General features: G+C 63.9%; 19 protein-coding genes and 1 tRNA gene. 12 read left to right on the top strand and 8 right to left on the bottom strand.

What is annotated here, in order from left to right; translation table 11 throughout:
• The first annotated feature begins 4 nt into the window (after positions 1-4).
• Positions 5-223: a hypothetical protein gene (locus QZ814_RS14830; protein WP_294333705.1), complete on the top strand. Its 219-nt coding sequence runs from the start codon at positions 5-7 to the stop codon at positions 221-223.
• A 16-nt stretch (positions 224-239) separates the two neighbouring features.
• On the opposite strand, the gene QZ814_RS14825 is transcribed toward QZ814_RS14830, so the two are convergent.
• Entirely contained in the window at positions 240-1,253 is a 1,014-nt protein-coding gene (locus tag QZ814_RS14825; protein WP_294333703.1) for a polyprenyl synthetase family protein, read from the bottom strand.
• Positions 1,254-1,334: 81 nt separating this feature from the next.
• On the opposite strand from QZ814_RS14825, the gene QZ814_RS14820 reads away from it, so the two are divergent.
• The 4 genes from QZ814_RS14820 to QZ814_RS14805 all read left to right on the top strand — a co-directional run bounded on the left by QZ814_RS14820 (position 1,335) and on the right by QZ814_RS14805 (position 5,717).
• Complete coding sequence (locus QZ814_RS14820) at positions 1,335-1,643, top strand: chorismate mutase (RefSeq protein WP_294333701.1); 309 nt, start codon at positions 1,335-1,337, stop codon at positions 1,641-1,643.
• Between the two features lie 37 nt (positions 1,644-1,680).
• Positions 1,681-2,796: a glycosidase gene (locus QZ814_RS14815; RefSeq protein ID WP_294333699.1), complete on the top strand. Its 1,116-nt coding sequence runs from the start codon at positions 1,681-1,683 to the stop codon at positions 2,794-2,796.
• A 115-nt stretch (positions 2,797-2,911) separates the two neighbouring features.
• Positions 2,912-4,588 (top strand): alpha-amylase family glycosyl hydrolase, encoded by a 1,677-nt coding sequence (locus tag QZ814_RS14810; protein WP_294333696.1) that lies wholly within the window; start codon positions 2,912-2,914, stop codon positions 4,586-4,588.
• A 121-nt stretch (positions 4,589-4,709) separates the two neighbouring features.
• Entirely contained in the window at positions 4,710-5,717 is a 1,008-nt protein-coding gene (locus tag QZ814_RS14805; RefSeq protein ID WP_294333694.1) for a glycosyltransferase family 4 protein, read from the top strand.
• A 1-nt stretch (position 5,718) separates the two neighbouring features.
• Here QZ814_RS14805 and QZ814_RS14800 read toward each other — a convergent pair whose 3' ends face one another.
• From QZ814_RS14800 to QZ814_RS14790, 3 genes are all read right to left on the bottom strand, one after another.
• On the bottom strand, positions 5,719-8,295 hold the full coding sequence (locus QZ814_RS14800) for a PAS domain-containing protein (RefSeq protein ID WP_294333692.1): 2,577 nt from the start codon (positions 8,293-8,295) through the stop codon (positions 5,719-5,721).
• Between the two features lie 20 nt (positions 8,296-8,315).
• A complete protein-coding gene (locus QZ814_RS14795) occupies positions 8,316-10,022 on the bottom strand; it encodes a histidine kinase famiy protein (protein ID WP_294333689.1) in 1,707 nt (568 codons plus the stop codon).
• A gap of 93 nt (positions 10,023-10,115) precedes the next feature.
• Positions 10,116-10,793, bottom strand: coding sequence for an HAD-IB family hydrolase (locus QZ814_RS14790; RefSeq protein ID WP_294333685.1), 678 nt, complete (start codon positions 10,791-10,793; stop codon positions 10,116-10,118).
• A gap of 61 nt (positions 10,794-10,854) precedes the next feature.
• On the opposite strand from QZ814_RS14790, the gene QZ814_RS14785 reads away from it, so the two are divergent.
• Genes QZ814_RS14785 through QZ814_RS14770 form a run of 4 tightly spaced genes read left to right on the top strand, consistent with a single transcriptional unit; the run spans position 10,855 to position 14,346 of the window.
• Positions 10,855-11,964 (top strand): ABC transporter permease, encoded by a 1,110-nt coding sequence (locus QZ814_RS14785; RefSeq protein WP_294333684.1) that lies wholly within the window; start codon positions 10,855-10,857, stop codon positions 11,962-11,964.
• Positions 11,961-12,779 carry an ABC transporter ATP-binding protein gene (locus QZ814_RS14780; RefSeq protein WP_294333682.1) on the top strand — a complete coding sequence of 273 codons (819 nt, stop codon included), beginning with the start codon at positions 11,961-11,963 and terminating at the stop codon, positions 12,777-12,779. The genes QZ814_RS14785 and QZ814_RS14780 overlap by 4 nt, the downstream gene beginning before the upstream one ends.
• Positions 12,779-13,744, top strand: coding sequence for an MlaD family protein (locus tag QZ814_RS14775; protein WP_294333680.1), 966 nt, complete (start codon positions 12,779-12,781; stop codon positions 13,742-13,744). The genes QZ814_RS14780 and QZ814_RS14775 overlap by 1 nt, the downstream gene beginning before the upstream one ends.
• A gap of 8 nt (positions 13,745-13,752) precedes the next feature.
• Positions 13,753-14,346: an ABC-type transport auxiliary lipoprotein family protein gene (locus tag QZ814_RS14770; RefSeq protein WP_294333677.1), complete on the top strand. Its 594-nt coding sequence runs from the start codon at positions 13,753-13,755 to the stop codon at positions 14,344-14,346.
• A gap of 15 nt (positions 14,347-14,361) precedes the next feature.
• On the opposite strand, the gene QZ814_RS14765 is transcribed toward QZ814_RS14770, so the two are convergent.
• Positions 14,362-15,249 carry a peptidylprolyl isomerase gene (locus tag QZ814_RS14765; RefSeq protein WP_294333674.1) on the bottom strand — a complete coding sequence of 296 codons (888 nt, stop codon included), beginning with the start codon at positions 15,247-15,249 and terminating at the stop codon, positions 14,362-14,364.
• Between the two features lie 78 nt (positions 15,250-15,327).
• Between QZ814_RS14765 and QZ814_RS14760 the strand changes: the two genes are divergently transcribed.
• Together QZ814_RS14760 and QZ814_RS14755 are read left to right on the top strand one after the other, a co-directional pair.
• Positions 15,328-15,418, top strand: a tRNA-Ser gene (locus tag QZ814_RS14760).
• A gap of 154 nt (positions 15,419-15,572) precedes the next feature.
• Positions 15,573-16,772: a site-specific integrase gene (locus QZ814_RS14755; protein ID WP_294333671.1), complete on the top strand. Its 1,200-nt coding sequence runs from the start codon at positions 15,573-15,575 to the stop codon at positions 16,770-16,772.
• A 1,480-nt stretch (positions 16,773-18,252) separates the two neighbouring features.
• Here QZ814_RS14755 and QZ814_RS14750 read toward each other — a convergent pair.
• On the bottom strand, positions 18,253-19,461 hold the full coding sequence (locus tag QZ814_RS14750; protein WP_294333667.1) for a hypothetical protein: 1,209 nt from the start codon (positions 19,459-19,461) through the stop codon (positions 18,253-18,255).
• A 345-nt stretch (positions 19,462-19,806) separates the two neighbouring features.
• Between QZ814_RS14750 and QZ814_RS14745 the strand changes: the two genes are divergently transcribed.
• The gene (locus QZ814_RS14745) at positions 19,807-20,283 is read left to right on the top strand and encodes a Fic family protein (protein ID WP_294333665.1); all 477 of its coding nucleotides are present in this window, start codon (positions 19,807-19,809) and stop codon (positions 20,281-20,283) included.
• A 569-nt stretch (positions 20,284-20,852) separates the two neighbouring features.
• Here the strand turns inward: QZ814_RS14745 and QZ814_RS14740 are convergent.
• Positions 20,853-23,006 (bottom strand): peptidase domain-containing ABC transporter, encoded by a 2,154-nt coding sequence (locus QZ814_RS14740; RefSeq protein WP_294333663.1) that lies wholly within the window; start codon positions 23,004-23,006, stop codon positions 20,853-20,855.
• A gap of 1 nt (position 23,007) precedes the next feature.
• The gene (locus QZ814_RS14735; RefSeq protein ID WP_294333660.1) at positions 23,008-24,021 is read right to left on the bottom strand and encodes an HlyD family efflux transporter periplasmic adaptor subunit; all 1,014 of its coding nucleotides are present in this window, start codon (positions 24,019-24,021) and stop codon (positions 23,008-23,010) included.
• Between the last annotated feature and the right edge of the window lie 494 nt (positions 24,022-24,515).

Genomic DNA, 24,515 nt, shown 5'->3' with positions numbered 1-24,515 from the left:
CGACATGGCACGAATCCTTTCCCAGTTCACCATCACACCCGATAGCGACGGCGATTACACCCTCCATCTGGAGGACGAAGACGGTGAAACCATCGAGATGACGGCGAGCTACGAGCAGCTCGACCTGATCGTCGAGAGCATCGAGGAGGTGCTCGATATGGACGAGGAAGACGCGCTCGAAGTCGACGAGGACGACGGCACGGAAAAGTCGACCGAAGAATGAGGCCGGTCGGCGCGCGTCAGTAGGCGCGCGCCACCGCGAATTCGACGGCTTCTACCATCGCGTCCTTCGCCTCGCAGGCGCGGAAGCCGCCCAGCGCATCGATCGCGCGCTGGCCATAGTGGCGCGCCCGCGCGAGCGTATCGTCCACCGCGCGGCAGCTCTGCACCAGCCGGATCGCTTCGGCGAAATCCTCGTCCGAATTGCGACGGCCCGAAATCGCTTCCTTCCAGAAGCCGCGTTCCGCCTCGTTGCCGCGCGCATAGGCGAGGATCACCGGCAGGGTCATCTTGCCCTCGCGGAAATCGTCGCCGGCATCCTTGCCCATGGTCGACGCGTCCGAGACATAGTCGATCGCATCGTCGACCAGCTGGAAGGCGATGCCGAGATTGCGGCCATAGGCGTCGAGCGCGAGCTCTTCGGCCTCGGGACGCTCGGCCACCACGCCCGCCACGCGGCAGGCGGCGGCGAACAGCGCGGCGGTCTTGGCGCCGATGATGTCGAGATAGCGATCCTCGGAAAGGTCGATCCGGCGCACCGCGGTGAGCTGGTTGACCTCGCCCTCGGCGATGATCGCGCTGGCGCCCGACAGGATGCGCAGCGCCTTCAGGCTCTCGGCCTCGACCATCAGCTCGAACGAGCGGCTGAACAGGAAGTCGCCGACCAGCACGCTCGCCGGATTGCCCCAGATGATGTTGGCGGTGCGGCGGCCGCGGCGCAGGTCCGAGCTGTCGACCACGTCGTCATGGAGCAGCGTCGCGGTGTGGATGAACTCCACCGCGGCGGCGAGCTTGTGGTGGCGCGTGCCGGCATAGCCGAGCAGCCGGGCGCTCGCGAGCGTGAGCATCGGCCGCATCCGCTTGCCGCCGCCGGCGATCAGATGGCCGGCAAGCTCCGGAATCAACGGGATTTCCGACTGCATGCGATCGAGGATCACCGCGTTCACCAGGTTCATGTCCTGGGCGACCAGCGCCATGATCGGATCGAGCGAGGGCTGGGTTCGCGACCCCAGGCGGTGGACGGTAGCGCTCATATGCAGGTGCCTCTGGCCTTTGTGCATTGCAAAGGCAAGAGGCGCTTGCATGGCCGTGCCGCAGCGGCAAAAGAGATTTCCATGACCGACGCGACGCTGACCCGCTTTCGCCAGAGCATCGACAATATCGATGCGGCGCTCGTCTTCATGCTCGCCGAGCGGTTCAAGGTGACCCAGGCGGTGGGGCGCTACAAGGCCGAGGCCGGGCTGCCGCCCGCCGATCCCGGCCGCGAGGAGGCGCAGATCGCCCGGCTGCGCGCGCTGGCACAGGATGCCGATCTCGACCCCGAATTTTCCGAGAAGTTCCTGCGCTTCATCATCGACGAGGTGATCCGGCACCATCGCCAGGCCCAGGAAGCCGAAAGCGCAGCCGGAACCCCGGGGGCCTGACTCCGTTGCTGGGCGTGATACCCATGGGGGCAAGCGCTTGAGCGACGATTACCTGATCTTCCGGCCCGACGATGTCGACCTCACCCGCTCGCCGCTGCGGGCGGGCGTGGACGAGCCGACCTATGTCCTCGGCGCCTTCAACCCCGGCTTCGCGCGGCTAGCGAACGGCAATCTGCTGCTGATGGTGCGCGTGGCGGAAGCGCTGCGCGATCCGGTGGTGGATGGCCATGCGCGGGCGATTCGCTGGACGCCCTCGGGCTATGTCCTCGATCGCCATCCGGTCGCCGGGCTCGACATGGCCGATCCGCGCCAGTTCGCGCTCAAGGACCGCAATCCCCGGCTGCTCGGGCTCACCTCGCTGTCCTGGCTGCTGCCGGTGGAGCTGGATGCCGATGCCCGCACGGTGGTGGCGGTGCATTATGAGAAGGCGATCGCACCCTCGGCGAGCTATCTCGATTACGGTGTCGAGGATGCACGCATCACGGTGATCGACGGCACGTACTGGATGACCGTCTGCGGCGTTTCCGCCGAGCGGCACTGCACCGCCATGTATCGCTCGACCGACGGCCTCGACTGGGCGCTGCTCGGGGTGGTGCTCGATCACCAGAACAAGGACATGATCCTGTTCGAGGGGCGGATCGGCGGGTTCTTCCATGCACTCACCCGGCCGCTGGGCGAGGTCTATTTCGCCTATCCGGACGACTCGCCCTGGCTGGGCGGCCCCTCGATCAACCTCGCCCGTTCGCCCGACGGGCTGCACTGGAAGCCGCTCGACCAGCCGGGCCTCCGGGCGCGCAAGGGCTCGACCTCGAACCAGCGGATCGGCGGCGGCAGCCAGCCGGTGCTGACCGATGCGGGCTGGCTGCTGATCTACCACGGCGTGGAGAAGCGCGACGCGGTGGGCATCTATCGCAGCTTCTGGGCGCTGCTCGACCGCGAGGATCCCAGCGTGATCCTGCGGCAGGAAGACACGGTGCCGCTGCTGGAAGCCAACCCGGCGCTGACCGCGGACATCGCGCACCAGCTCTATCTGCCGACGCCCGTGGTGTTCACCACCGGGCTGGTCGATGCCGGCGAGCACTATATCGTGGCGAGCGGCGAGGCGGATCTGGCCTGCCGGATCACGCATATCCCGAAGGCGCGGTTCCGGTGAGCCTCCCTGCGCCCAACTGTGCCCCTGCGAAAGCAGGGGCCCAGGGCCACAATCGACTCGCTCTCCTACCCTGGGCCCCTGCTTTCGCAGGGGCACGAGCTACAGGAAAAACCGAATGACCGAACCACTCTGGTGGCAGACCGGCGTGATCTACCAGGTCTATCCGCGCTCGTTCAACGACTCGGACGGCGACGGCATCGGCGACCTGGCAGGCGTCACCGCGCGGCTCGACTATCTGGTCGATCTCGGCGTCGACGCGGTGTGGCTCTCCCCGATCTTCCCCTCGCCGATGGCCGATTTCGGTTATGACGTGGCGGATTATTGCGGGATCGATCCACGCTTCGGCACGCTCGCAGATTTCGATCGCTTACGCGACGCCGCGCACGCCCGCGGCCTCAAGCTGCTGCTCGACTTCGTGCCCAACCACAGCTCCAGCGAACATCCCTGGTTCCTCGAAAGCCGCGCCTCGCGGACCAGCCCCAAGCGCGACTGGTATATCTGGCGCGACGCCGCGCCCGACGGCGGGCCGCCCAACAACTGGCAGAGCTATTTCGGCGGCAGCGCCTGGGAGTGGGACGAAGCGACCGGCCAATATTACCTCCACCAGTTCCTCAAGGAGCAGCCCGAACTCAACTGGCGCAACCCGGCGCTGCGCGCCGCGATGCTGGAGGCGATGCGCTTCTGGTTCGAGCGCGGCGTCGACGGGTTCCGGATCGACGTGCTGTGGCTGGCGATCAAGCACCCGGACTTTCCCGACAATCCCGCCAATCCGGCCTGGCGCGCGGGGATGCAGGACATCGAACGGCTCCTCCCCGCTTATTCCGCCGACCAGCCCGAGATGATGGAGATCATCGCGGCGATGCGCGACGTGGCGGATGCCTATCCCGAGCGCGTGCTGATCGGCGAGATCTACCTGCCGATCCCGCGCCTCGTCGCCTATTATGGCGAGCGCGGGAACGGGGTGCACCTGCCCTTCAACTTCCATCTGCTCGACGCGAAATGGGAGGCCCCGGCGCTGGCGCAGCTGATCGCCGACTATGAAGGCGCGCTGCCCGCCGATGGCTGGCCCAACTGGGTGCTGGGCAACCATGACAAGCCGCGCGTCGCCTCGCGGGTGGGGCCGTCGCAGGCGGCGGTCGCGATGATGCTGCTGCTCACGCTGCGCGGCACGCCGACGCTGTACCAGGGCGACGAGCTGGGCATGCCCAACGTGCCGATCCCGCCCGACCGGGTGCAGGACCCGCAGGCGCTGCGCGAGCCCGACACCGCGTTCAACCGCGATGAAGTGCGGACGCCGATGCCGTGGGATGCCAGCGCCCATGCCGGGTTCAGCACGGTCGAACCCTGGCTGCCGCTCAATCCCGACTGGGCGGAGCGCAACGTGATGGCGCAGCGCGACGAACCGCGCTCGATGCTGGCCTTTACCCGCGCGCTGCTCCAGCTGCGGCGGGCGCGTCCGGCGCTGTCGGTGGGGAGCTGGCACGCGGTGTCGAGCGCCGGCGCGGTGCTGGCGTACGAACGCCGGCACGGCGGGGATCGCGTGCTGGTGGCGCTCAACCTGTCCGATGCGCCGCAGACGCTGGCGCTTCCCGAGTGGGCGCGTTCTCTTGCGGCGGCGATCGCCACACCCGCAATCCGTCATCCCCGCGAAGGCGGGGATCCATTTGCCAGTGCGGCCGGGGATGGCGCCGAAGCGTTCCCACCAATGGATCCCCGCCTTCGCGGGGATGACGCGCAGCATGTGGGCGGGGACGTCCTCCTCGCACCGAACCAAGGCGTTATCTTCGCATGATCAATCCACCCGTGCCCCTGCGGAAGCAGGGGCCCAGTGCCACGCACGATTCGCTCTCCTACCCTGGGCCCCTGCGTTCGCAGGGGCACGGTGACGCATTACCCACAAGCGGGACCACCGCATGAAGATCGCCATGCTCGCGCCGATTGCCTGGCGCACGCCGCCGCGGCATTACGGCCCGTGGGAGCTGGTGACGAGCCTGCTCACCGAGGCGCTGGTCGCCAAGGGCGTCGACGTCACCCTGTTCGCCACGCAGGATTCGGTTACCACCGCCCGCCTCGCCGGCGTGGTGCCGCGCGGCTATGAAGAGGATCCGGCGATCGACGCGAAGGTGTGGGAATACGCCCACCAGTCGCATCTCTTCGCCCGCGCGTCCGAGTTCGACCTGATCCACAACCAAGCCGATTTTCCCGCGCACGCCTATGCCCCGTTGATCGACACGCCGATGGTGACGACGATCCACGGCTTCTCCTCCGAGCGCATCCTGCCGATGTACAAGCCGTTCGAGGACCGCGTGCACTATGTCGCGATCTCGGATGCCGATCGGCACCCGGCGCTCCGCTATGCCGCGACCATCCACCACGGCATCCCGCTCGACGATTTCGCCTTCGACGCCAAAGGCAGCGACGACCTGCTGTTCTTCGGCCGCATGCACCCCGACAAGGGTGCGGCCGAAGCCATCGCCGTCGCCAAGGCGACCGGCCGCCGGCTCAACCTCTACGGCATCGTTCAGGACCAGGGCTATTTCGAGCGGGAGGTGCAGCCGCATCTGAGCGACCGCATCGTCTATCACGGGCCCGTGGGCGGCGAGGACCGCATCCGCGCGCTCGGCCAAGCCCGCGCGCTGCTCCACCTGATCAACTTCGACGAGCCGTTCGGCCTGTCGGTGATCGAGGCGATGGCGTGCGGCACGCCGGTCATCGCGGTGCGCCGCGGATCGATGCCCGAGCTGATCGACGACGGCGAAACCGGCATTCTCGTCCGCTCGGCCGAAGAGGCGATCTATGCCGTCGCGCGTGCCGCGACGCTCGACCGCGCCGCCTGCCGCCGCGCGGTGCAGGGGCGCTTCTCGGTAGAGGCGATGGCCGATGCCTATATCGCACTCTACCGCCGGATCCTGGAGCGGTAGCTCAGCGTACCCCGAGCAAGCTGAGCGCGCGGGCGAGATCTGCCTGGCGGAAGGGCTTGGGCAAATGCGCATGGTCGCGCCCGAGCCCCTCGACATCGGCATAGCCGGAGACGATCAGTGTCGGCACGTCGCCCAGCCGCGTTCGCACCGCGCGGGCGAGTTCGGTACCCGTCATGCCCGGCATCAGATGGTCGGTGAGCAGCAGGTCGGGCACCAGCCCGCCATCGAGCAGGCGCAGCGCCGCCTCGGCCGAGTCCGCCAACTGCACCTGATAGCCGAGCGCGCGCAGCATCTCCGCCGCCGTGCCGCGCACGATCTCCTCGTCGTCGACCAGCAGCACCATGCCGGCGCCGTCGTGCGGCTCGTGGCGGGGCAGCGCCTCGGCGACCCGAACCGCATCGCCGCTGACCGGCAGCCACAGCTCGACAATCGTGCCCTCGCCCGGGCGACTGTCCAGCCCCAGCGTGCCGCCCAGCTGGCTGGCGAGCCCGTGCACCATCGACAGGCCGAGGCCGGTGCCGCGGCCCACGCCCTTGGTCGAGAAGAACGGCTCGATCGCCCGCGCCAGCGTCGCTTCGTCCATGCCGAACCCGGTGTCGCATACCTCCAGCCGGACATAGCTGCCCTCGGCGAGCGGCTGTGGCGCCTCGCTCGCACTGCCTAGGCCCAGCCGGACCTCCAGCGCGCCGCCCTCCGGCATGGCGTCGCGCGCGTTCACCGCGAGGTTGAGCAGCGCCATTTCCAGCTGGTTGGCATCGGCATGGGCGGGCGGCAGCGCCTCGGGCCTGGAAACCGAGAGCGCGATCTTGGGGCCGAGCGTGCTGGCCAGCAGCGGCACCATGCCATCGACCAGCGCCGCCATGTCCACCGGCGCGGGCTGGAGCGGCTGGCGCCGGGCAAAGGCGAGCAGCCGCTGGACCAGCGTGCTCGCCCGCTCGGCTGAGCGCAAAGCGCCGTCGAGCAGCCGGTGCAACATCGGATCGTCGCCGCGCTTGCGCAGGATCAGGTCGAGGCTGCCGATGATCGGGGTGAGCAGGTTGTTGAAGTCGTGCGCCACGCCGCCGGTCAGCTGGCCCATCGCCTCCATCTTCTGGCTCTGGCGCAGTGCCGCCTCGGTCTCGCGCAGCGCCGCGGTGCGCTCCTCGACGCGGCGTTCCAGCGATTCGTTGGCGGCGCGCACGTCGGCGAGCAGCCGGGCATTGTCGATCGCCACCGCGGCCTGGGCGGCGAGGCTGCGCGCCAGTTCCTCGTGCCGGGCGGTGAACCGGCCGGGTTCGGGATGGCCGAACAGCAGCGAGCCCAGCACCAGCCCGTCGCGCGACGCCACCGGCACGCCCAGATAGCTGGCGAGCGGCGGATGCCCGCGCGGCATGCCGGCATGCGGCGCATTGTGGCCGTAGCGCGGATCCTTGGTGATGTCGTTCGAGCGGATGACCTGGTTGCGGAAGATCGGCCCCAGCACACCGGTCGCGCGCGGCCGGCCAAGTGCTTCGAACCGCGCCCGGGCATCGCCGGAAAGGGTGAACAGATGCAGCCGCTCGCCGGTCTCGTCCATCACATTGTGGAAGAAGGCGCCGATGCTCGCGCCGGTAAGCGCGACGCCGGCATCGGTGAGCATCTGCACCAGCCGTTCGAGATCATGCTCGGCCGACAGCGCCGCGCCGACGCGGTTGAGCGTCTCCAGCGCGCGCTGGGCGCTGCGCTCCTCGCTCACGTCCTCGCACGAAATCGCGATCTGATGGACGATGCCGTTCTCGTCATAGACGGGCACCCAGTTCTGTCGCCAGGTCGACAGGCCGTCCGGCCGCCCCCGGGTGGGGCCGGTAATCTCGATGCCGAGCAGCGGCTCCCCTGCCAGCACCTTGCGTAGCGCGGCCATGACCTGCTCGGTGAGGTCGGGCACGATCTCGCTGACATGGCGGCCGATATGGGCCTCGACCGGCAGGCCGTTCCACTCCGCGAGCTGGCGGTTGATCCGGATATAGCGAAGATCGACGTCGAGCACCGCCAGACCGACCGGCGAGTTGTCGTACATCACCGCCAGTTCGTGGGTCTGCTCGCGGGCCAGCGCCTCGCTCGCCCGCAGCGCGGCTTCGCTCTCGCGCAGCCGCTGCTCTGCCTTCACCCGCTCGGTGGTCTCGGCAAGAATGCAGAGAACACCGGCAATGCTGCCGTCGGGTTGGCGCACCGGCGAGCAGGAAATGTCGACATGCACCGTCTCGCGAAAGCCGCGCCGATCGATCCGGAAAGGACGGTCCTCGGCCGCGAAGGTCTCGCCGGTGGTGCGGACGCCGTGGATCAGCGGCCCCAGATCCGCCCACCAGTCGGCCCCGTGCATGGCCCCCGGTGCGCCGAGCGCCGCCGGATGGCGATCGCCGAGCACCTCGGCATAGGCCGGGTTGTAGATCGCGATCGCGCTTTCGCCCCAGAAGATCGCCACCGGGGTTCCGGGCGGCAGCAACAGCGCGGCGGCGAGGCGCAGCCGCTGGGGCCATGCGTCCGGCCCGCCCAGCGGGGTATCCGCCCAGTCCCGCGCAGTCGCCAGCGCCGCCAGCATCGGGTCCGAAGGGCTGGTCACAGCGGCGCGCGCATGCGGGCTCAGCCCTCCGCCGGCACGATGGGATTGACCGCACGCCGCGGATCGGGCGCGCGGCGATCGAGCGCCGAGCGGATGCGGTCGGCGAGCTGCTCGCGGCGATAGGGCTTGCCGATCACGTCGAGATTGGTGCCGCGCGGGATGTCGGCGACCAGATCCTCGTTATAGCCGGTCGTCATCAGCACCGGCGTATCGGGATGGGTGGTGCGGAACTGTTCGACCAGCTCGAGCCCGCTCATCCCGCCCGGCATGACGATGTCGGTGAACAGCAGGTCGATCGACTCGGTCTTCAGCCGCTCCAGCGCTTCCTCGCCGCTGGCAGCGAGCAACACGCGGTAGCCCATCGCGGAAAGCTGCTCCTGCGCCAGCGCGCGGACGTCGTCGCTGTCCTCGACGAGCAGAATCGTCTCGCTGCCGCCGGCCACGCCGTTCCCGGCCTCCCGCCGCGGCGCAGGCGGCGGCGCTGCCAAGGCGGCGGCGTTTGCCGTCGGAAACAGCATGCGAATCTCGGCCCCCCCCTCCGGCCCGCTGTCGATTTCGAGCCGCCCCAGCGATTGCTGGACGAAACCATGGACCATCGCAAGCCCCAGCCCGGTGCCCCGCTCCGCGCCCTTGGTGGTGAAGAAGGGCTCGGTCGCCCGGCGACGGACTTCTTCGGTCATTCCGGTGCCTTCGTCGCGAATCCTGAGAACCACGTACTCGCCTTCGGGCAGCTGGTGCTTGGGCGCGTCGCCGTTCAGTTTCCACAGCCCGGTGGAAATGGTCACGGTGCCCCCGCGCGGCATCGCATCGCGCGCGTTGAGCAGCACGTTGAGGACCGCCATCTCGAGATGGGTGGGGTCGACCTGCACCGCCGGCAGCCGGCGCTCGAGCGCGGTCACCAGCCGGATCTGCGCGCCGACCGTATTGTCGAGCAGGTCACCGAAATCGTGGATCAGCTGGTTCAGATCCACCAGCTTCGGCTCGAGCCGCGTCTTCCGCGCGAAGGCGAGCAGCTGGCGGGTGAGCTTCGATCCGCGGTCGGCGGCGCGCGCGGCGTTGGTCAGCAGGCGCTGGTGGCGCTCGTCCTGGACCTGGCTGGCGACGATGTCGACATTGCCGGAGACGACCTGGAGCAGGTTGTTGAAATCGTGCGCGAGGCCGGCGGTCAGCTGGCCGATCGCCTCCATCTTCTGCGCCTGGCGGAACGCCTGTTCGGAGGCGTGCCGGCGCGTCACGTCGAGCTGGCTGGCGAAGAAATAGAGCAGTTCGCCGTCGGGGCCGAGCACGGGCGCGACGAACACCGCGTTCCAGAACGAGCTGCCGTCGCGCCGATAGTTGATCAGCTCCAGCGCGATCGCCTCCCGACGGTCGATCGCGGCGCGTAGCTCGGCCACCGAATCCCGATCGGTCTCCGCTCCCTGCAGGAAGCGGCAGTTGCGGCCGAGAATTTCGCTTTCCTCATAGCCGGTGAGATCGAGGAACGCCTTGTTGGCGAAGACGATCGGATTGTCGGGCTGATTCGGATCGGTGAGCGTCATCGGCATGCGCGTCATCTGGAGCGCGGCGAAGAACACGGTGCTGCGGTCGCCCAGCCCCGGCGTGCCGATGATCGCACGCTTCCAGTGATGCGTCGGGTAATTGCCGGTGGGGCTGTAGCTGGTGGAATCCGTCAGGTCGCCGGCCGGTTCTCCGACGGCCGCCGGCTTCTGTTCGTCCTCATGTTGCACGCGTCTTGTTTCCTCATGGTCGCACCAACCCCTCGGCCAACGCACGAAACGCCGTTTCGGTTGCGAACCTTTTGGAAGTACTAGAAAAAATCTTCAGTCGCGACGCCAGTCGAGCTGCGTCCAGCCGCGCACCGTCGCCAGTTTCGCCAGCGGCCCGTGCGCGTTGACGGCGAAGGCCTCGTCCGCCCATTCCAGCAGCGGCGCGTCGGAGACATGATCCGAATAGGCGCGGACGTAACAGGTTGCGCGGTGCAGCCCCTCTGCCGCCAACCAATTTTCGACCCTGTGGAGCTTTACGGGCCCGTAACAGTTCTCGCCCTCAAGCTCGGAGAGAATATGCCCCTGCCCGTCCCGCTTCGCTTCGGTGGCGATCACGTCGTCAAAGCCCAGCCGCTTGCCGATCGCCTCGGCATAATAATGGTGCGAGGCGGTCGCCATCACCAGGCGGTAGCCGGCGGCGCGATCGGCCTCGATCTGCGCGCGGGCACCTTGCAGCACGCCCTTGCGCAGCTCCAGATCGGCAAAGGCCTCGGCAACGCGCCGCATTTCCGCCGGCGCCAGCGCGCGGCCGAGCAGCAGCCGGTGCGACAGGCGCTTCAGCCGGGCGCGATCGATGCGGCGGGCGAGATAGGCCATGCCCCCCAGCCCCACCACCGGGAACAGCCCCAGCCGCCACGGCGCGCGGGTGCGGGCGACGTGCAGCAGGAACCGCGTCCAGGTCGGCTTGGCGGTGATGGTCTTGTCCATGTCGTAAATGGCGAGGCGTTGCATTGCGCCCTCTAGCCACGAGGGAACTTGCCGTTCCAGCCGGAATCGCGGAAAGGGGGTTTCGATGAGAGCACCCGCCGACTTTGAACGGTCCGACACGAACGGCGAGGCGGTGCTCCGCTTCTCCGGCGACCTCTCGCTTGCCACGCTCGGCGACCTGCCCGATCGACTCGAGGCCGTGGACGGCGCAGTCGCCCGGCTCGACCTGAGCGCGGTCGGCCGGATGGATACGGTGGGCGCCTGGGTCGTGCACCGCTTCGCCCGCGATCGCGGTGCGGCGATCGAGGGACTGAACCCGGACGAACAGCATCTGCTAGAGCAGGTCGTCGCGGCCGAACATCCGATTCAGCTGCCGCCCCCGCCGCCGGGATCCTTGGCCCGCGCGCTCGACGAAATCGGCAAGGCCGTGCTCAACTCCGGGCAGACGCTGTACGGCCTGCTCGGCTTCATGGGCGCGACGGTGCTCGCCTTCTGGCACGTCCTCACCCATCCGCGCCGCTTCCGCTTCAATGCGACGGTGCAGCGCTTCGAGGTGGTCGGCGTCGGTGCGCTGGCGATCATCGGGCTGATGAGCTTCCTGATCGGCATCGTCATCGCCCAGCAGGGATCGGTGCAGCTGCGCCAGTTCGGCGCGGAGATCTATACGATCAACCTGCTCGGGCGACTGACCCTGCGGGAACTCGGCATCCTGATGACCGCGATCATGATCGCCGGTCGCTCGGGCTCCGCCTTCGCCGCGCAGCTCGGTACGATGAAGCTGACCGAAGAGATCGACGCGATGCGCACGATCGGCGTGTCGCCGATGGAGGCGCTGGTGCTGCCGCGCGTCTTCGCGGTGGTGTTCATGCTGCCGCTGCTCGGCTTCTATTCCTCGCTGATTTCCATCATGGGCGGCGGGCTGCTCTGCTGGGTGGACCTCGGCATTCCGCCGGTGACCTTCATCCAGCGCATCCGTGAAGTGGTGCCGCTCACCGATCTGTGGGTCGGCCTCGTCAAGGCGCCGGTGTTCGGCGCGATCATCGCGATGGCCGGCTGCTTCCACGGCATGCAGGTGGAAGGCGATGCCGAACAGGTCGGCCAGCGCACCACCACCGCGGTGGTCCAGGCGATCTTCCTGGTGATCGTGCTCGACGCGTTCTTCGCGGTCTTCTTCACCAATGTGGGCTGGACATGACCGACGCGCGCCAGGACGACCAAGACATCCTCATTCGCGTCCGCGGCCTGCGCAACGGCTTCGGCGAGCAGATCGTCCATGACAATCTGGATCTCGACGTGCGGCGCGGCGAGATCATCGGCGTGGTCGGCGGATCGGGTACCGGCAAGTCGGTGCTGATGCGCTCGATCATCGGGCTGCAGACGCCGATGGACGGCACGGTCGAGGTGTTCGGCGAGAACACCATCGGCCGCGAGGAAACCGAGGCGGTGAACATCCGCAAGCGCTGGGGCATCCTGTTCCAGGGCGGCGCGCTGTTCTCCACGCTGACCGTTTCCGAAAACGTCCAGGTGCCGCTCAAGGAATTCTATCCGGGGCTCGACCAGGCGCTGCTCGAGGAAATCGCCGCCTACAAGGTGGTGATGACCGGCCTGCCGCCCGAGGCGGGCCCCAAATATCCGTCCGAGCTTTCCGGCGGCATGAAGAAGCGCGCCGGGCTCGCCCGGGCGCTCGCGCTCGATCCCGAGCTGCTGTTCCTCGACGAGCCCACCGCCGGGCTCGATCCGATCGGCGCGGCGGCATTCGACGAGCTGACCGCGTCGCTCCAGAAGACGCTGGGGCTGACCGTGTTCCTGATCACCCATGATCTCGACACGCTCTACGCCATCTGCGACCGCGTCGCGGTGCTGGCGGACAAGCGCGTCATCGCGGTGGGCACGATTCCGGAGCTGCTGGCGTTGGACCACCCGTGGATCCAGGAATATTTCAACGGACCGCGCGGACGCGCTGCGGTCGCAGGGCCGAACCGGCCGGTGCATGAGGACAAGAGGGGCTGATGGAAACGCGTTCCAATCATGTGCTGGTCGGCGCGGTGGTGCTGATCCTGCTCGCCGTGCTCTGCCTGTTCATCGTCTGGCTCGCCCGGCTGGGCGGCGGCGACGAGCGCGAATATGACATCTTCTACAAGCAGTCGGTCGACGGCCTGAGCCGCGGCTCGTCGGTCAGCTTCTCCGGCGTGCCCGCCGGCCAGGTGAAGGACATCCAGTTCTGGCGCCCGGATCCCAGCCTGGTGCGCGTGCGGATCAGCGTGCGCCCCGACGTGCCGATCCTCGAAGGCACCAACGCCACCATCCAGGGCAGCTTCACCGGCCCCAGCACCGTCCAGCTGGACGGCGCGGTGAAGGGCGCGCCGCCGATCGAATGCCCCAAGGACAATCCCCGCGCCGCCTGCCCGCTGGGCGTGCCGGTGATCCCGACCAAGGCCGGTGGCCTCGGCGCGCTCTTGAGCTCGGCGCCGAAGCTGCTCGAGCGGCTGACCACGCTCACCGAGCGCGTCTCCGACCTGCTCGACGAGAAGAACCAGGCCTCGATCTCGGGCATCCTCGCCAACACCAACCGGCTGACCAAGTCGCTGGCGGATCGCGGCCCCGAAATCGCCGCGACGCTCGCCGAGACGCGCGTCGCGATCCAGCAGGCCGGCGCCGCCGCGCAGCAGATCGGCCAGCTCGCCGAGACGACCAACGGCATGATGGCCAGCGACATCAAGCCGACCATCGCCAACCTCAACGCCACCATCACCTCGGCGCGCAAGAGCGTCGAGACGCTGGATGCGGCGATCGGCGATGCCCGGCCGGGGCTGCAGAGCTTCTCGAACAAGACCATGCCCGAGGTCGGCCAGCTCGTGCAGGATCTGCGCGAGATGTCGATTGCGCTCACCAATGTCGCGCACCGGCTCGATCAGGGGGGCGCCTCCAGCCTGATCGCCGCGCCCGCGCTGCCCACCTACAAGCCGAAGAAGTGAGGTTCCGGATGAACAAGCCTGTCATCGCCGCGCTGCTCGCCGCCGTGCCGCTGTCCGGATGCATTTCCTTCGCGGCCAAGCCGCCCGCCTCGCTGCTGACGCTCCAGCCGGCGGCGGCACTGCCCGCGGGCGAGGTCCAGCAATCGGGCACGGTCAAGGCCGTGACGATCGGCGCGGTCAACGCGCCGCAGGAACTGGCGACCACCCGCGTGCCGGTCCATTCGGGCCCGGGCGGGACGACGATCGCCTATGTGAAGGACGCGCAGTGGGTCGAGGGGCCCGCCAGCCTGTTCGGCCGGCTGCTCGCCGACACGATCGCCGCGCGCACCGGCCGCATCGTGCTCAGCCGCCGCCAGTCGCTCTCCACCCCGAGCGCCAGCCTGGGCGGCGACCTGCGCAGCTTCGGCATCGATGCGCGCACGAACGAAGCGGTGGTAACCTTCGACGCGGCGCTGGGCCGAGAGGGCAGCCAGGGCTTCGAGCGCCGCCGCTTCGAGGCGCGCGTGCCGGTCTCGGCGATCGACACCGCCGCGATCGGCCCCGCGCTCAACCAGGCCGCCAATCAGGTTGCGGACCAAGTGGCGGACTGGATCGGCAAGTAAGCGCGCGCCGCTGCCTCAGGGCCGGCGGCGAACCGCTGCCGGCAGGTCGCAGACATTGAGCCCGGTCGCCACCGTCGGCGGCGCCGGGTTCTCGCGCAGCGCGATCATCGCGGCATAGCGGGCATTGTCGGCGGCGCGATATTGGAAGTGCGGGCGCTCGTCGGCCGGCAGCTGGCTGGCGAGCTTGACCCACAGGATACCGGTGCGTTCCGCGGCCGTCGCATAGACCCCCATCGCCGCGCCGCTGCGCGGCAGCGCGGAGAGATACTGCATCCCTTCGACGATCCGTCCGACCACGGTGTAGTTGCGATCCAGCCGTCGTGCCGACTGGCCGATCGGGGTGAACAGCTCGGAGCCGCTGCCGGTATCGGGCAACTGATCGCGCGCCACGCCGACCATGCCGTAGCAATGCGTCAGCCACGCCGCCTTGCCGTCGCTGGCGATCGGCCAGCCATCGGCGGTGATGCCGGTGGCGCTCGCATAGGAGTCGGGCTTGGACAGGCGCTGGGCAGGGGTGAAGGCGCCGATCTCGAACTCGGCGGGCGGGCGCGTGAGCAATTCGGGCGGCAGCGGCTTCTTCTCGCTCGCATCGCCCCATTGCGCGACCCAGTTTTCCTGGACGCGGTAGACGCTCTCCCCGTCCCACCAACGCGCGGTGGCGAGCTTGCGGATGTTGCTGACATGCGCCGGCGCGAACCGCGCGGCGAGCCGGATCGCGACTTGGTGGCCCCCCTGCAGCTGGAGCAGCAGGATCTCGTCATCGGGAATATCGTGCCAGTCCTCGGGCAGGGGTTCCGCCGCGGCGGGCGCGGGCCGCGCAGGCGCGGCGGTTTGCGGGGAGGTCTGGGCGGCGAGCGGCGCGGCAGCGAGGGTCGCGGCGAGGACGAGCAGGGTTTTTGCCATGGGAGGAGCTTGGCATGGCAACGGGCGCTTGCCTAGCCGCCCAAGGAACGGTAGGGCCGCGCCTTCCAGGTATCCTGCGGAGCGGTGGCCGAGTGGTCGAAGGCGCTCGCCTGGAAAGTGAGTATACGCCAAAAGCGTATCGAGGGTTCGAATCCCTCCCGCTCCGCCACCTGCGCCCTTTTTAGGGCTCCCCAGACTCCCTGAAAACTGCTAAAAAGCCGCAGAAATCAGCGGTTTTTTCGTCCCGCTGCGTTTCACTCGATCCGACACGATCTCACACGAAGTGTGGGGAAAAGTGTGGGGAAGAATGAGGTGGAGGTGGCATGGGAAAGCTCACTGCGCTCAAGATCCGCTCGTTGACCGAACCCGGTCGCTATTCCGATGGGGATGGCCTGTTTCTGGAAATCAATGGCAAGGGAGCAGCCAGCTGGATCCTCCGGGTCCAGAATAATGGGAGGCGCCAGGATATCGGGCTGGGCTCCTCGAAGGTCGTTTCTCTCAAAGAGGCCCGGGAAGCCGCGTTCGCCACGCGCCAGAAGATCGCGCAGGGCATCGACCCTGTCGCTGAACGGAAGCAGGAGCGGCAGGTCATTCCGACGTTCCGACGAGCTGCCGAAATGGTCCATGAGGAACACGAAAAGGCTTGGAAGAATGGCAAGCATCAGAACCAGTGGATCGCGACGCTGAAGACCTACGCCTTTCCGAAGATGGGCGACCGGTTGGTCAGCGATATCGAGGGGCCGCTGATCCGCGATGTGCTGGCGCCGATCTGGCTGGCGAAGCCGGAAACAGCGCGCCGCGTAAGGCAACGCATCGGCACAGTTCTCGACTGGTCCTACTCACGCGGGTTTCGCGCGACCGAAGCACCGATGCGTTCGCTGTCCAAGGGGCTGCCTCGCCAGCCCAAGAAAGACAACCATTTCGCGGCTCTGCCGTATGCGTCGGTACCGGATTTCATTGAGAAGCTGGGCGCGCGTGTATCGGTGGGCCGCCTAGCGTTGGAAGCGCTGATCCTAACAGCTGCGCGATCAGGGGAAATCCGAGGTGCGACTTGGTCTGAACTCGATCTGGAAGCAGCGTTGTGGACGATCCCGGCTGAACGGATGAAAATGGGGCGGGTGCATGTTGTACCCCTTGCACCCGAAGCGGTGGCCGTGTTCGAGCGCGCCAAGAAGTTCAAGGCTCGAGCTTGCGACTTAGTGTTCCCCGGCCAGAACGTAAAGAAGCCGCTTTCCGATATGACCCTTCTCAAGATTCTCCGCGACATGGATCTCGCGGTGACCGTGCACGGGTTCCGCTCGGCTTTTCGCGATTGGGTGGCGGAGCAGACTGACTATTCGGGCGAGATCGCAGAAGCGGCGCTCGCCCACACGGTCTCGAACAAGGTCGAGGCAGCCTATCGGCGAACCGACTTCCTCGACAAGCGACGGCTCCTTATGCGCGATTGGAGTGCCTTCGGCACAAAGGCGCGTGTTCGAACGATCAGCGAGCAGGTGGAAGCGGGGAAATCTGGACGAAGTTGACGTTGAACCTTCCGCGTGTATTATATGAATAATAGATAGGCGAAAGATTTAGTTTGCGCTTTTCACTTGGGTTTCTGCTTGCTTGCCTATCAGCTGGTACGACGCTTGGCGGACCGTCGGCAATGTCGCAGCGATCCGTTTCGCAAGGCGCCGCTTATGGCCCATCCAAGTTAACGCCACGGTACCATACACTCCCAGCGCTTCTCCCTTCGAGGGTGCGCGACACCTGGTCTACGAGGTGCACCTGACGAATTTCTCGTAGTCGCCGATCCCATTGCGACGCGTCGATTTGATCGATGGCGACGCTCCCGCGGCAGCGTCGCTTGCTAGCCTTTTTGCGGGCGCGTTGGCGGCTCTTGTGCGCACGGTCGGCTAGGAAGATCGCGCGGCAATGATGCCGCTTCCCGCTGAGGGCACCGGATCGCTACCCTCGAGGTCAAGATCCCGGAAAGGCAGCGCATTCCCCGACATCTCGTTCGTCGTGTCTCAATAGTCGGGCCGATGTAAGGTGACCGCCCAGGACGTCCAGCGACGACGCACTGGCGTGCATCGCAACTGTTCCGTATCGTCAAATCGATGTTCAAAATTAGTACGACCTGCCCCGCGAGTTTGAAGATTGCCGATGCACGAAAGGCAGTTCTTTCGGTAGGTTGCGGCCGAATGCGTCGCCATCCTGCCGAGGGAATGCCGCTTACAGGATGCCGTCGGATCGAAGCCGGCGCGCCCCGTCTATCGAAGGTGCTGGAAATCTGAGAATTCGCTCACTGCCGCCTTTGCGTGAGCGCTCTCGAGACGCCCTCACTGCCGCGGGGCGCACGTTTTCACGGTCGTCGCCCAATCATTCAGCCCCAGATAGGCTGGAGGCGGCATCGGCGTGGCAGCTTCGGTTCCTGGAGAGCACCAGGTCTAGGCCAGCCGAATTCGGGTTCACGCATCGCGGGCATTCGGCTCCCACCTTGCTCTCGACGCCCCTCGCGATACCACCGTCGGACGTTCGCAGGCATATGCGGCGCCAGCAGAATAGCGGCAGCACCGGGACAGTGCCGCGATGACGCTTAGCACCCCGCTCGACGCCTGCTTGTTGCAATCCGCATAGGCGGTCCAACTTCATCGATGTACCATTCGGGACAACGATCTTCTTTTATGGCGACAATCCTGAAGTGATTGCGGGATGACATTGCAATTTTATAACTATATTTTGAGAACTGAGGCTTCATTGTTATTCGCTCAGATCTCGGCAACTTTTCTTCTATTTGACACAATGGCGCTCGCTTAACTCTACAGTTGTTCTGTATGTCGTACCAATAAACAGGATAAGATCCGTTTCGCCTATGATAATCATCGAACACTAGCCTCATCTGACTTAGGTACTGAGGGGGATTATTTGGTTTGATATATTGTGCGCTAGACTGAGTGGGAAGCAAAGCGCAGCAACCAGTAGCAACCAAACATAGCGCTAACCTTTGCCTCCGCGCGACCATCAGAATGACCCCTTGATGACATTATAAATGTTAGGCAGGGGATACAACTCAATCGCCCCGTAAGTTGCTCGAGCTCTATCCATTATAGCAGAAAAATTCCCTTGGTCAGACAAGCTCTTGTACGCAATGGTGTCAGAATAAAATCCTGGATCAGACGTTTTGATAGAATTCTGCTGCGTCTGATTTAGTCCTGAAAATGCGTAAGCCGTGACAAGTTTACCCAAAGCTTCTTCGTATATGGAACCGCCATGATAGCCGAATTCATTTGCTAATGCAGCATGAAGGCCTTCGTGCGCTAGTACAAGTGCTGTACCAATCGGATCCGACTTGAATGAAGAAGATAGAAAAATGAACTCACCTGCCGGCGTTTCAGCGTGCTGATCAGGCCATCCGTCTACAAAAACAACTCTCTTTTGATCCAACGCCTTTAAGATATCGTGTTCTATATCCATGCCATTTAATTTAAACGCATGAAAACCAGCGTTTACCTTTAAGAGGTCTATGGCGTTTTGCTTATCTGCATGGCTCATTTCGCCAGATGCATGGCTCTGTATTCCAGAGAAATTATTAACGGATCCCAATCCGGCATTAAGAAGGTTTGCCTGGGAAATTCCGCTGAAATCCGCGTTGAACGTCCAATAACCGTGATCAGGACCAGAAGTTACGACTATGTCATCACCGGAAGTTGGTGCCGTTCCTGACGAGTGATATGTTCCGTCATAGAATATGCCGTTAACATAAGCCGATAGATGATCACCATTTGCACTGCGTATAGCGACCTCATCTGCCGCAAATGAACCATATTGCGCGCTACCATACATTAATTGGTTAGCGCTGATGTTACGCAGAGTCTCGGGATCCGTATCGCCGTTCCAGTCTCGCCAATATTGTGCGTTCGCGCCAGGGTCATGCACCGGTATGTGGCTGTCGAACGGCCAAGGACTGGCGTCCCCGCCTATGTCGTGATCATAGCTACTGCCAACATAATCGTTGTGCTGCGCCTCCGTATAAGAAAGCTCGTCCATAAAAGCCTGAAGAGCTTCCTGCGCAGAATGGCCAAAATTGGCCAGAGTAGCGACCGGCGGCGGAGCGGCGCCCCCACCTCCGCCAGCGCCAGGATCCCCTCCCCAAACCCAAGGCCCCTCTTCGCTTGTCTGCTGACCGCCGCCTGCTACGTAGCATAACTCAACAAAAGAAAGCTCGCGCACTACCCACCCCTCCCGCACTCGGAACGCACTCAAGTGACACACCGATCAGATTTTTCAAGCGATACTTGGCGTTGCCGTTGGTCGTGCCCTGATCCGCGCCCCCTCGACCCGGAGCGAAGTTCGCGAATACGACAATTGGCTGAACGCATAGCTGCTTACGGCTTAACCTGCCGATGCGGGCCCGTTGATAGTTTCGGAACGGAATCCAAGTTTTCTTTCATTGCCATTAGTGCGGAGCAAAATGTTGTCCCTCCTGGGGATAACAACTATTGGTTGCAAAAATGTCGAGGGCTATTCTTGCGCCCGTCTATAGAGCCGATTTTTTTCTCCTATCACCACAAGTTGATGAATTCGTCACTTGATCGCGTCAGCGCGAAAAAACTCGTGTCCGCATTAATTGCCAAAGAATCAAAATTTCGCGAGCGAGAGGGCGTCGGGCGATCGGCAAATGGAAATGTAGGATTCGAACCGCCAAACTGGGCTGGTAATTGGCTGGCGAGAATTTCCATCGCTCAAGAGCAATCGAGTCTAGAAACATTAATGCCAATATACACGTTTGTATCGACAATCATGGCTCACCCTTTCGCCGACGGCAATGGGAGACTGGCCAGGCTACTTTCTTTAGCCTCGTTATTGCGATTATCCGGATTGTCACATCCTATTATAGGAGTGTCTCCTTCTTTCTATCGTTTCGCCGAGACGCTGGGGGCAGCTTTAGACGAGCTGACGTCAACCGGAGATTGGCGGCCAGTAACGGATTGCTATATAAGCATAATCGATGATGCTTTGTTGCTGGGCGCGGCCCTCAAGGAGCGATACTAGCATTTTAAGCGCGATAAACTATCTTTGCGCCATATCGCTGATATCATGAGACAATTTCGATTATCCCAGGTCAGCCGTGCGTTACCTTTGAAGCTGGCGCGGAAAGTTCTTGAATGATACTAATAGACTACGACGCCGTCTTGCACGCCGATCTGTTTTACAGTCACAGGAGCACGCTTTCGACAGAGGGTACCCTCTGCTTATGCTGTGGATGATTCAATACTGCACAATCGCGATTTTTCACGTCTGCTGGGTGGGCGTCAGTTGAGAATTTCGCCCTTCGCAATGACCATTGGGGAGCGCTCCATGCGCTTCTTGCCGGCATCGTAGCCTTTCGGACGTCCATCCCATCACCTCAGGACCAGCCGCCACTTCGCATTGGGGACGACGTTTCCAGAGTATAGGCTGCCGCGCCCATGCTGCCCGCGGGCGGTGGACCTCCACATTGGTCACTCCAAGAAAGGCGTCGCAAGCTTCGGGAATCATAGCGGCGTCGGATGGGTCAACCTCATTCGTACCATTCTCATGCAGCGCCCGCGATATCAGTTTGTAGCGTCGAGGGGGAAGTTTTAGATCTTCGGTGACCGTGATTTCGGCAGTGCTTTACTGAGCTGCTGCACCCGACCTTCAGACACAAGAAATACGCGGTCCGCCGCTTGCACCGCCATCGGGCGGTGGGCAATCACTATCCGGGTCATCGTCAGGGCCGTCAATGACGTCATCACAGCATCTTCGGCCACGTGATCGAGGTTTGCGGTGCCTTCGTCCATGAACAATAGCTGCGGCTGCGAGTAGAGCGCGCGCGCTAGCAAGACCCGCTGCTTTTGCCCACCGGATAGCGTTGAGCCCATATCACCGACTAGCGTATCGTAGCGTAGTGGCAGGGCTTCGATTTCGTGGTTGATGTTGGCGAGCCTAGCGCATTCGCGGACGCGGTCCATGTTGGGCTCGGGATCGAAAAACGCGATATTTTGCGCCAAGCTACCGGCATAGAGATTATCGTTCTGCGCTACGGAGCCTACCCTTCGGCGGTAGGCCTGCTTGGACATCCCCAACAACGGCCTTCCGCCGATCAGCACTTGGCCTCCAGTGGGCTCGAAGAGTCCCATCATCAGTTTCATGAGAGTCGTCTTGCCGCCGCCAGACGGTCCCACGAACGCCACTAACTCACCGGGTTCTATCTTCAGGTTCACCTTGGCGAGCACAGGAGCTTCGCCGACGCCGTAGCTGTAGCGAACGTCGCGCAGCTCTATCGCGCCGCAATCCTCGGGGAGGTCGGTCGTACGTAGATGAGCTTTGTCTTCAGGTGGCGAGAGCGCAATATCCGACATGCGACCTAAATGGACTGACAGCAGCTTAAAGCCAACCGCCTGCCCAACGAGCCGAATCCCTGCGTCAAGAAACTGCTGTTTGTAAGCTTGAAATGCGAAAATCGTCCCGACCGTCAGTGTACCGCGTAACGCGAACGACACCGCAATGTAGATGAACAACACCCGCTCAATTGCGATCACGAACTGGGCGGCAGCGTCAAAGGCTGCGCTTAGCGTCCCGGACAGGATCGCGGCATTCACCGCGTCGGCCTTCTTTCGCTGCCAGATTCGCTGGCGATTGCCTTCCTGCCCGAAGGACTTAATCGCCGCGATCCCGCGCACGCTTTCAATGAAAGCGCTCTGCTCGGCGGCTGCGGTGGTGATCGCGCTCACACTGCGAAGTCTGAGAGCCTGGAAAAAGGCGAGGCGCAACGCTAGGTAGCTGGCTAACGCCATTGTCGCGAGCGCCGCCAGTTCCGGCGAATAAATAAACATTAGCGCGAGCGTCGTCAGCGCCATGATCCCATCGAGCAATGAAGTGAATAGCCCGTTACTTAACACCTGGCTGATTGGCTGCGTGGCGCCGAAGCGCGAAATCACGTCGCCGACGTGACGTTTTTCGAACCAAGAGAGGGGAAGTCGCATCAGGTGTCGAAACAAGTTCACCACGATGTGGTAAGATAGCGAATTGTTGAGTTTTAGGACAACGATCGACCGTAGCCACGTAGAAACAAGGTCGATGACTGCGAGCCCGCCGAACCCAAGCGCGAGCACGAGCAGCAGCTCGGTATCTGATGAAGGAAGAGCCTGATCTATTGCAATCTGAAGATAAAAAGGTCCCGCGAGGGCAATTATCTGGATGACGATCGAGAGTAGCGCGATTTGCCTGATGGTCGTCCAGAAACCCCGCGAAGATGACCAGAGTTGGGTAATGCCTAAAGTGCGCCGCTCAGTTCGGGGGTGAAAACTATCCGATCGCATCAACTCAAGCAAAATTCCCGTCCAGCGCTTAGCGAACTCGGCTTCGGTTACCCGCAAACGGCCGATCGCTGGATCATGGACAATGAACCGCCGACGAGACCCGCGACCGGTTATTCCCGCCAAAACAACGAAATGATTCAGATCCCAGTGTAGAATAGCGGGAAACTCGATCTTTCGCAGTTCTCCTATCTCGCCGCGCAGGGGGCGCGCGACGAACCCGATCTCTTCGGCAATATCGACGAGTTGCTTGAGTGTCGCCCCCTTCAGCGAGACGCTAAACCGCATCCGTAACGTGCCGAGATCGACGTTATGACCGTGCGCACTCGCGACCATCGCGATGCATGCCAAGCCGCATTCGCTCGCTTCGCTCTGGATGATGACGGGTGTCCCGGAGGGGCTCCCCAGCCCGTCGTCGTTAAACATGGCCGCCATATCAGGTCCGCTTGCTTACAGACTGTAAGGGCAGCAGCAGCCATTGTAGGAACGACCGGCGCTCGAGCACGATGCTGCCCGCGAGCGTCATGCCTGGCTGGAGCTGGATGCGCTGACCATCTGCCTCCACCGACTGTTGGTTGATCGCGACTACGATGCGGTAGACTGGCTCGTCGAACTTAATCGCGACCCGGAGATCGCGCGGATCGAGCGCGGTTCGTGAAATTGCTGTCACTGAGCCCTTAAACGTACCAAACCGCTGAAAAGGAAAGGCCTCATACATCAAACGCACTTCCTGGCCGACACGAATAAACCCAATCGCGCGCGACGGGGCGTACATTTCAGCCCGCACCGTGGATTTGACGGGCACAATCGTCATCAACGGCTCGTCGGCGCGGACCGAACTGCCGAGTCCGGTTTGAAGACCCGTTATAGTGCCCGAGATCGGCGCGATCAGCCTGTAGCCGCTAGCGCCGCGCAGTTGCGCCCGTTGCTGTTCAAGCGCGCCGACAGAGGTCTTAACCTCGTTGACCTGCCGCAGCGTCTCGCCGCCTAGCTCGTTAAGCGTCGCTGTGATACCCGCCTGCTCCTGTTCCAACGCCACCTTCTGCTGTCGAAGCGCACCGAGTTGCTGCTGGGACGAAAGCCAATTCTGCCTTCTAGCTTCGTATTGAGTTCGGCTGACAAAACCTTTCTGCACAATTTCGTTCAATTGTTCAAACAGTTGTTTGTTGGAGGCGACTAGTTCCTGCTGAAGGATGATCTGGTTCGAGACCTCCACGAGCTTGGCAGTGACGGCCTGCATATTAGAGTACAGGCGAGCACGCTCCTTCTGTTCGTACGACCTTGCAAGCTGCATCTGCTTGTCAGCGAGCGCGAGACGCCGGTCAAGCGTCGCTACACCGCTGCTGCCAACTACCGACCCAGTCTCGTCCTGCCGATCGGCTTTGATCACCCCTATCGGAGCGCCCGCGCGCACCGTGCTCCCGTCCCGCACAAACAGCCGGTCGACCACCCCCGGTGTGGACGCAACGATCTGCGCCGAGGGTCGATCGGTAACCAGGGTTCCACGCACAACCTCAGTTCGTGCGTAACTGCCTAGAACCAGCCAAAGAGCGAGCCCAACCATAATTAGCAAGATTAGCCACACCAAAAGCTCGGTGGACAATCGCCGGGTCACGATCAACTCGCCGTAGAGGCGATACTGCCTATGTTCAAGCGCCTCCTGGCGGAAAAGTGACAAAAAACACCCCCGTATGCCGTACCTCGGCCGGCACGCCTCATGCTTATGAATGGCAGCTTATATCGCGGCCGACCAGGTATTAGGAGGTTGAAGCTCGAACGTCACCTGGCTGCGTCGGCATTTGCCAACGGATTAGGGTTGAACTGCACGATGAACTACAATCTGGTCGGAATGGTGGGCGAACTGCTGGACGCCTATGTCAGCCGCATTATCCTTATTGGCGACAATGTGACGATCGACGATCGACGATCGCTCCGCCGCGCCGC

This window comes from uncultured Sphingomonas sp. (genome assembly GCF_913777625.1).
Classification (GTDB): Bacteria; Pseudomonadota; Alphaproteobacteria; order Sphingomonadales; family Sphingomonadaceae; genus Sphingomonas.
This window is presented reverse-complemented; position numbering and strand designations above follow the sequence as displayed.

Bases quoted from the DNA above. Each gene is read 5' to 3' on its own strand.
- QZ814_RS14830 (WP_294333705.1), top strand. From the start codon at position 5: ATGGCACGAATCCTTTCCCAGTTCACCATCACACCCGATAGCGACGGC.
- QZ814_RS14825 (WP_294333703.1), bottom strand. From the start codon at position 1,253: ATGAGCGCTACCGTCCACCGCCTGGGGTCGCGAACCCAGCCCTCGCTC.
- QZ814_RS14820 (WP_294333701.1), top strand. From the start codon at position 1,335: ATGACCGACGCGACGCTGACCCGCTTTCGCCAGAGCATCGACAATATC.
- QZ814_RS14810 (WP_294333696.1), top strand. From the start codon at position 2,912: ATGACCGAACCACTCTGGTGGCAGACCGGCGTGATCTACCAGGTCTAT.
- QZ814_RS14805 (WP_294333694.1), top strand. From the start codon at position 4,710: ATGAAGATCGCCATGCTCGCGCCGATTGCCTGGCGCACGCCGCCGCGG.
- QZ814_RS14790 (WP_294333685.1), bottom strand. From the start codon at position 10,793: ATGCAACGCCTCGCCATTTACGACATGGACAAGACCATCACCGCCAAG.
- QZ814_RS14785 (WP_294333684.1), top strand. From the start codon at position 10,855: ATGAGAGCACCCGCCGACTTTGAACGGTCCGACACGAACGGCGAGGCG.
- QZ814_RS14780 (WP_294333682.1), top strand. From the start codon at position 11,961: ATGACCGACGCGCGCCAGGACGACCAAGACATCCTCATTCGCGTCCGC.
- QZ814_RS14775 (WP_294333680.1), top strand. From the start codon at position 12,779: ATGGAAACGCGTTCCAATCATGTGCTGGTCGGCGCGGTGGTGCTGATC.
- QZ814_RS14770 (WP_294333677.1), top strand. From the start codon at position 13,753: ATGAACAAGCCTGTCATCGCCGCGCTGCTCGCCGCCGTGCCGCTGTCC.
- QZ814_RS14765 (WP_294333674.1), bottom strand. From the start codon at position 15,249: ATGGCAAAAACCCTGCTCGTCCTCGCCGCGACCCTCGCTGCCGCGCCG.
- QZ814_RS14755 (WP_294333671.1), top strand. From the start codon at position 15,573: ATGGGAAAGCTCACTGCGCTCAAGATCCGCTCGTTGACCGAACCCGGT.
- QZ814_RS14745 (WP_294333665.1), top strand. From the start codon at position 19,807: ATGAATTCGTCACTTGATCGCGTCAGCGCGAAAAAACTCGTGTCCGCA.
- QZ814_RS14740 (WP_294333663.1), bottom strand. From the start codon at position 23,006: ATGGCGGCCATGTTTAACGACGACGGGCTGGGGAGCCCCTCCGGGACA.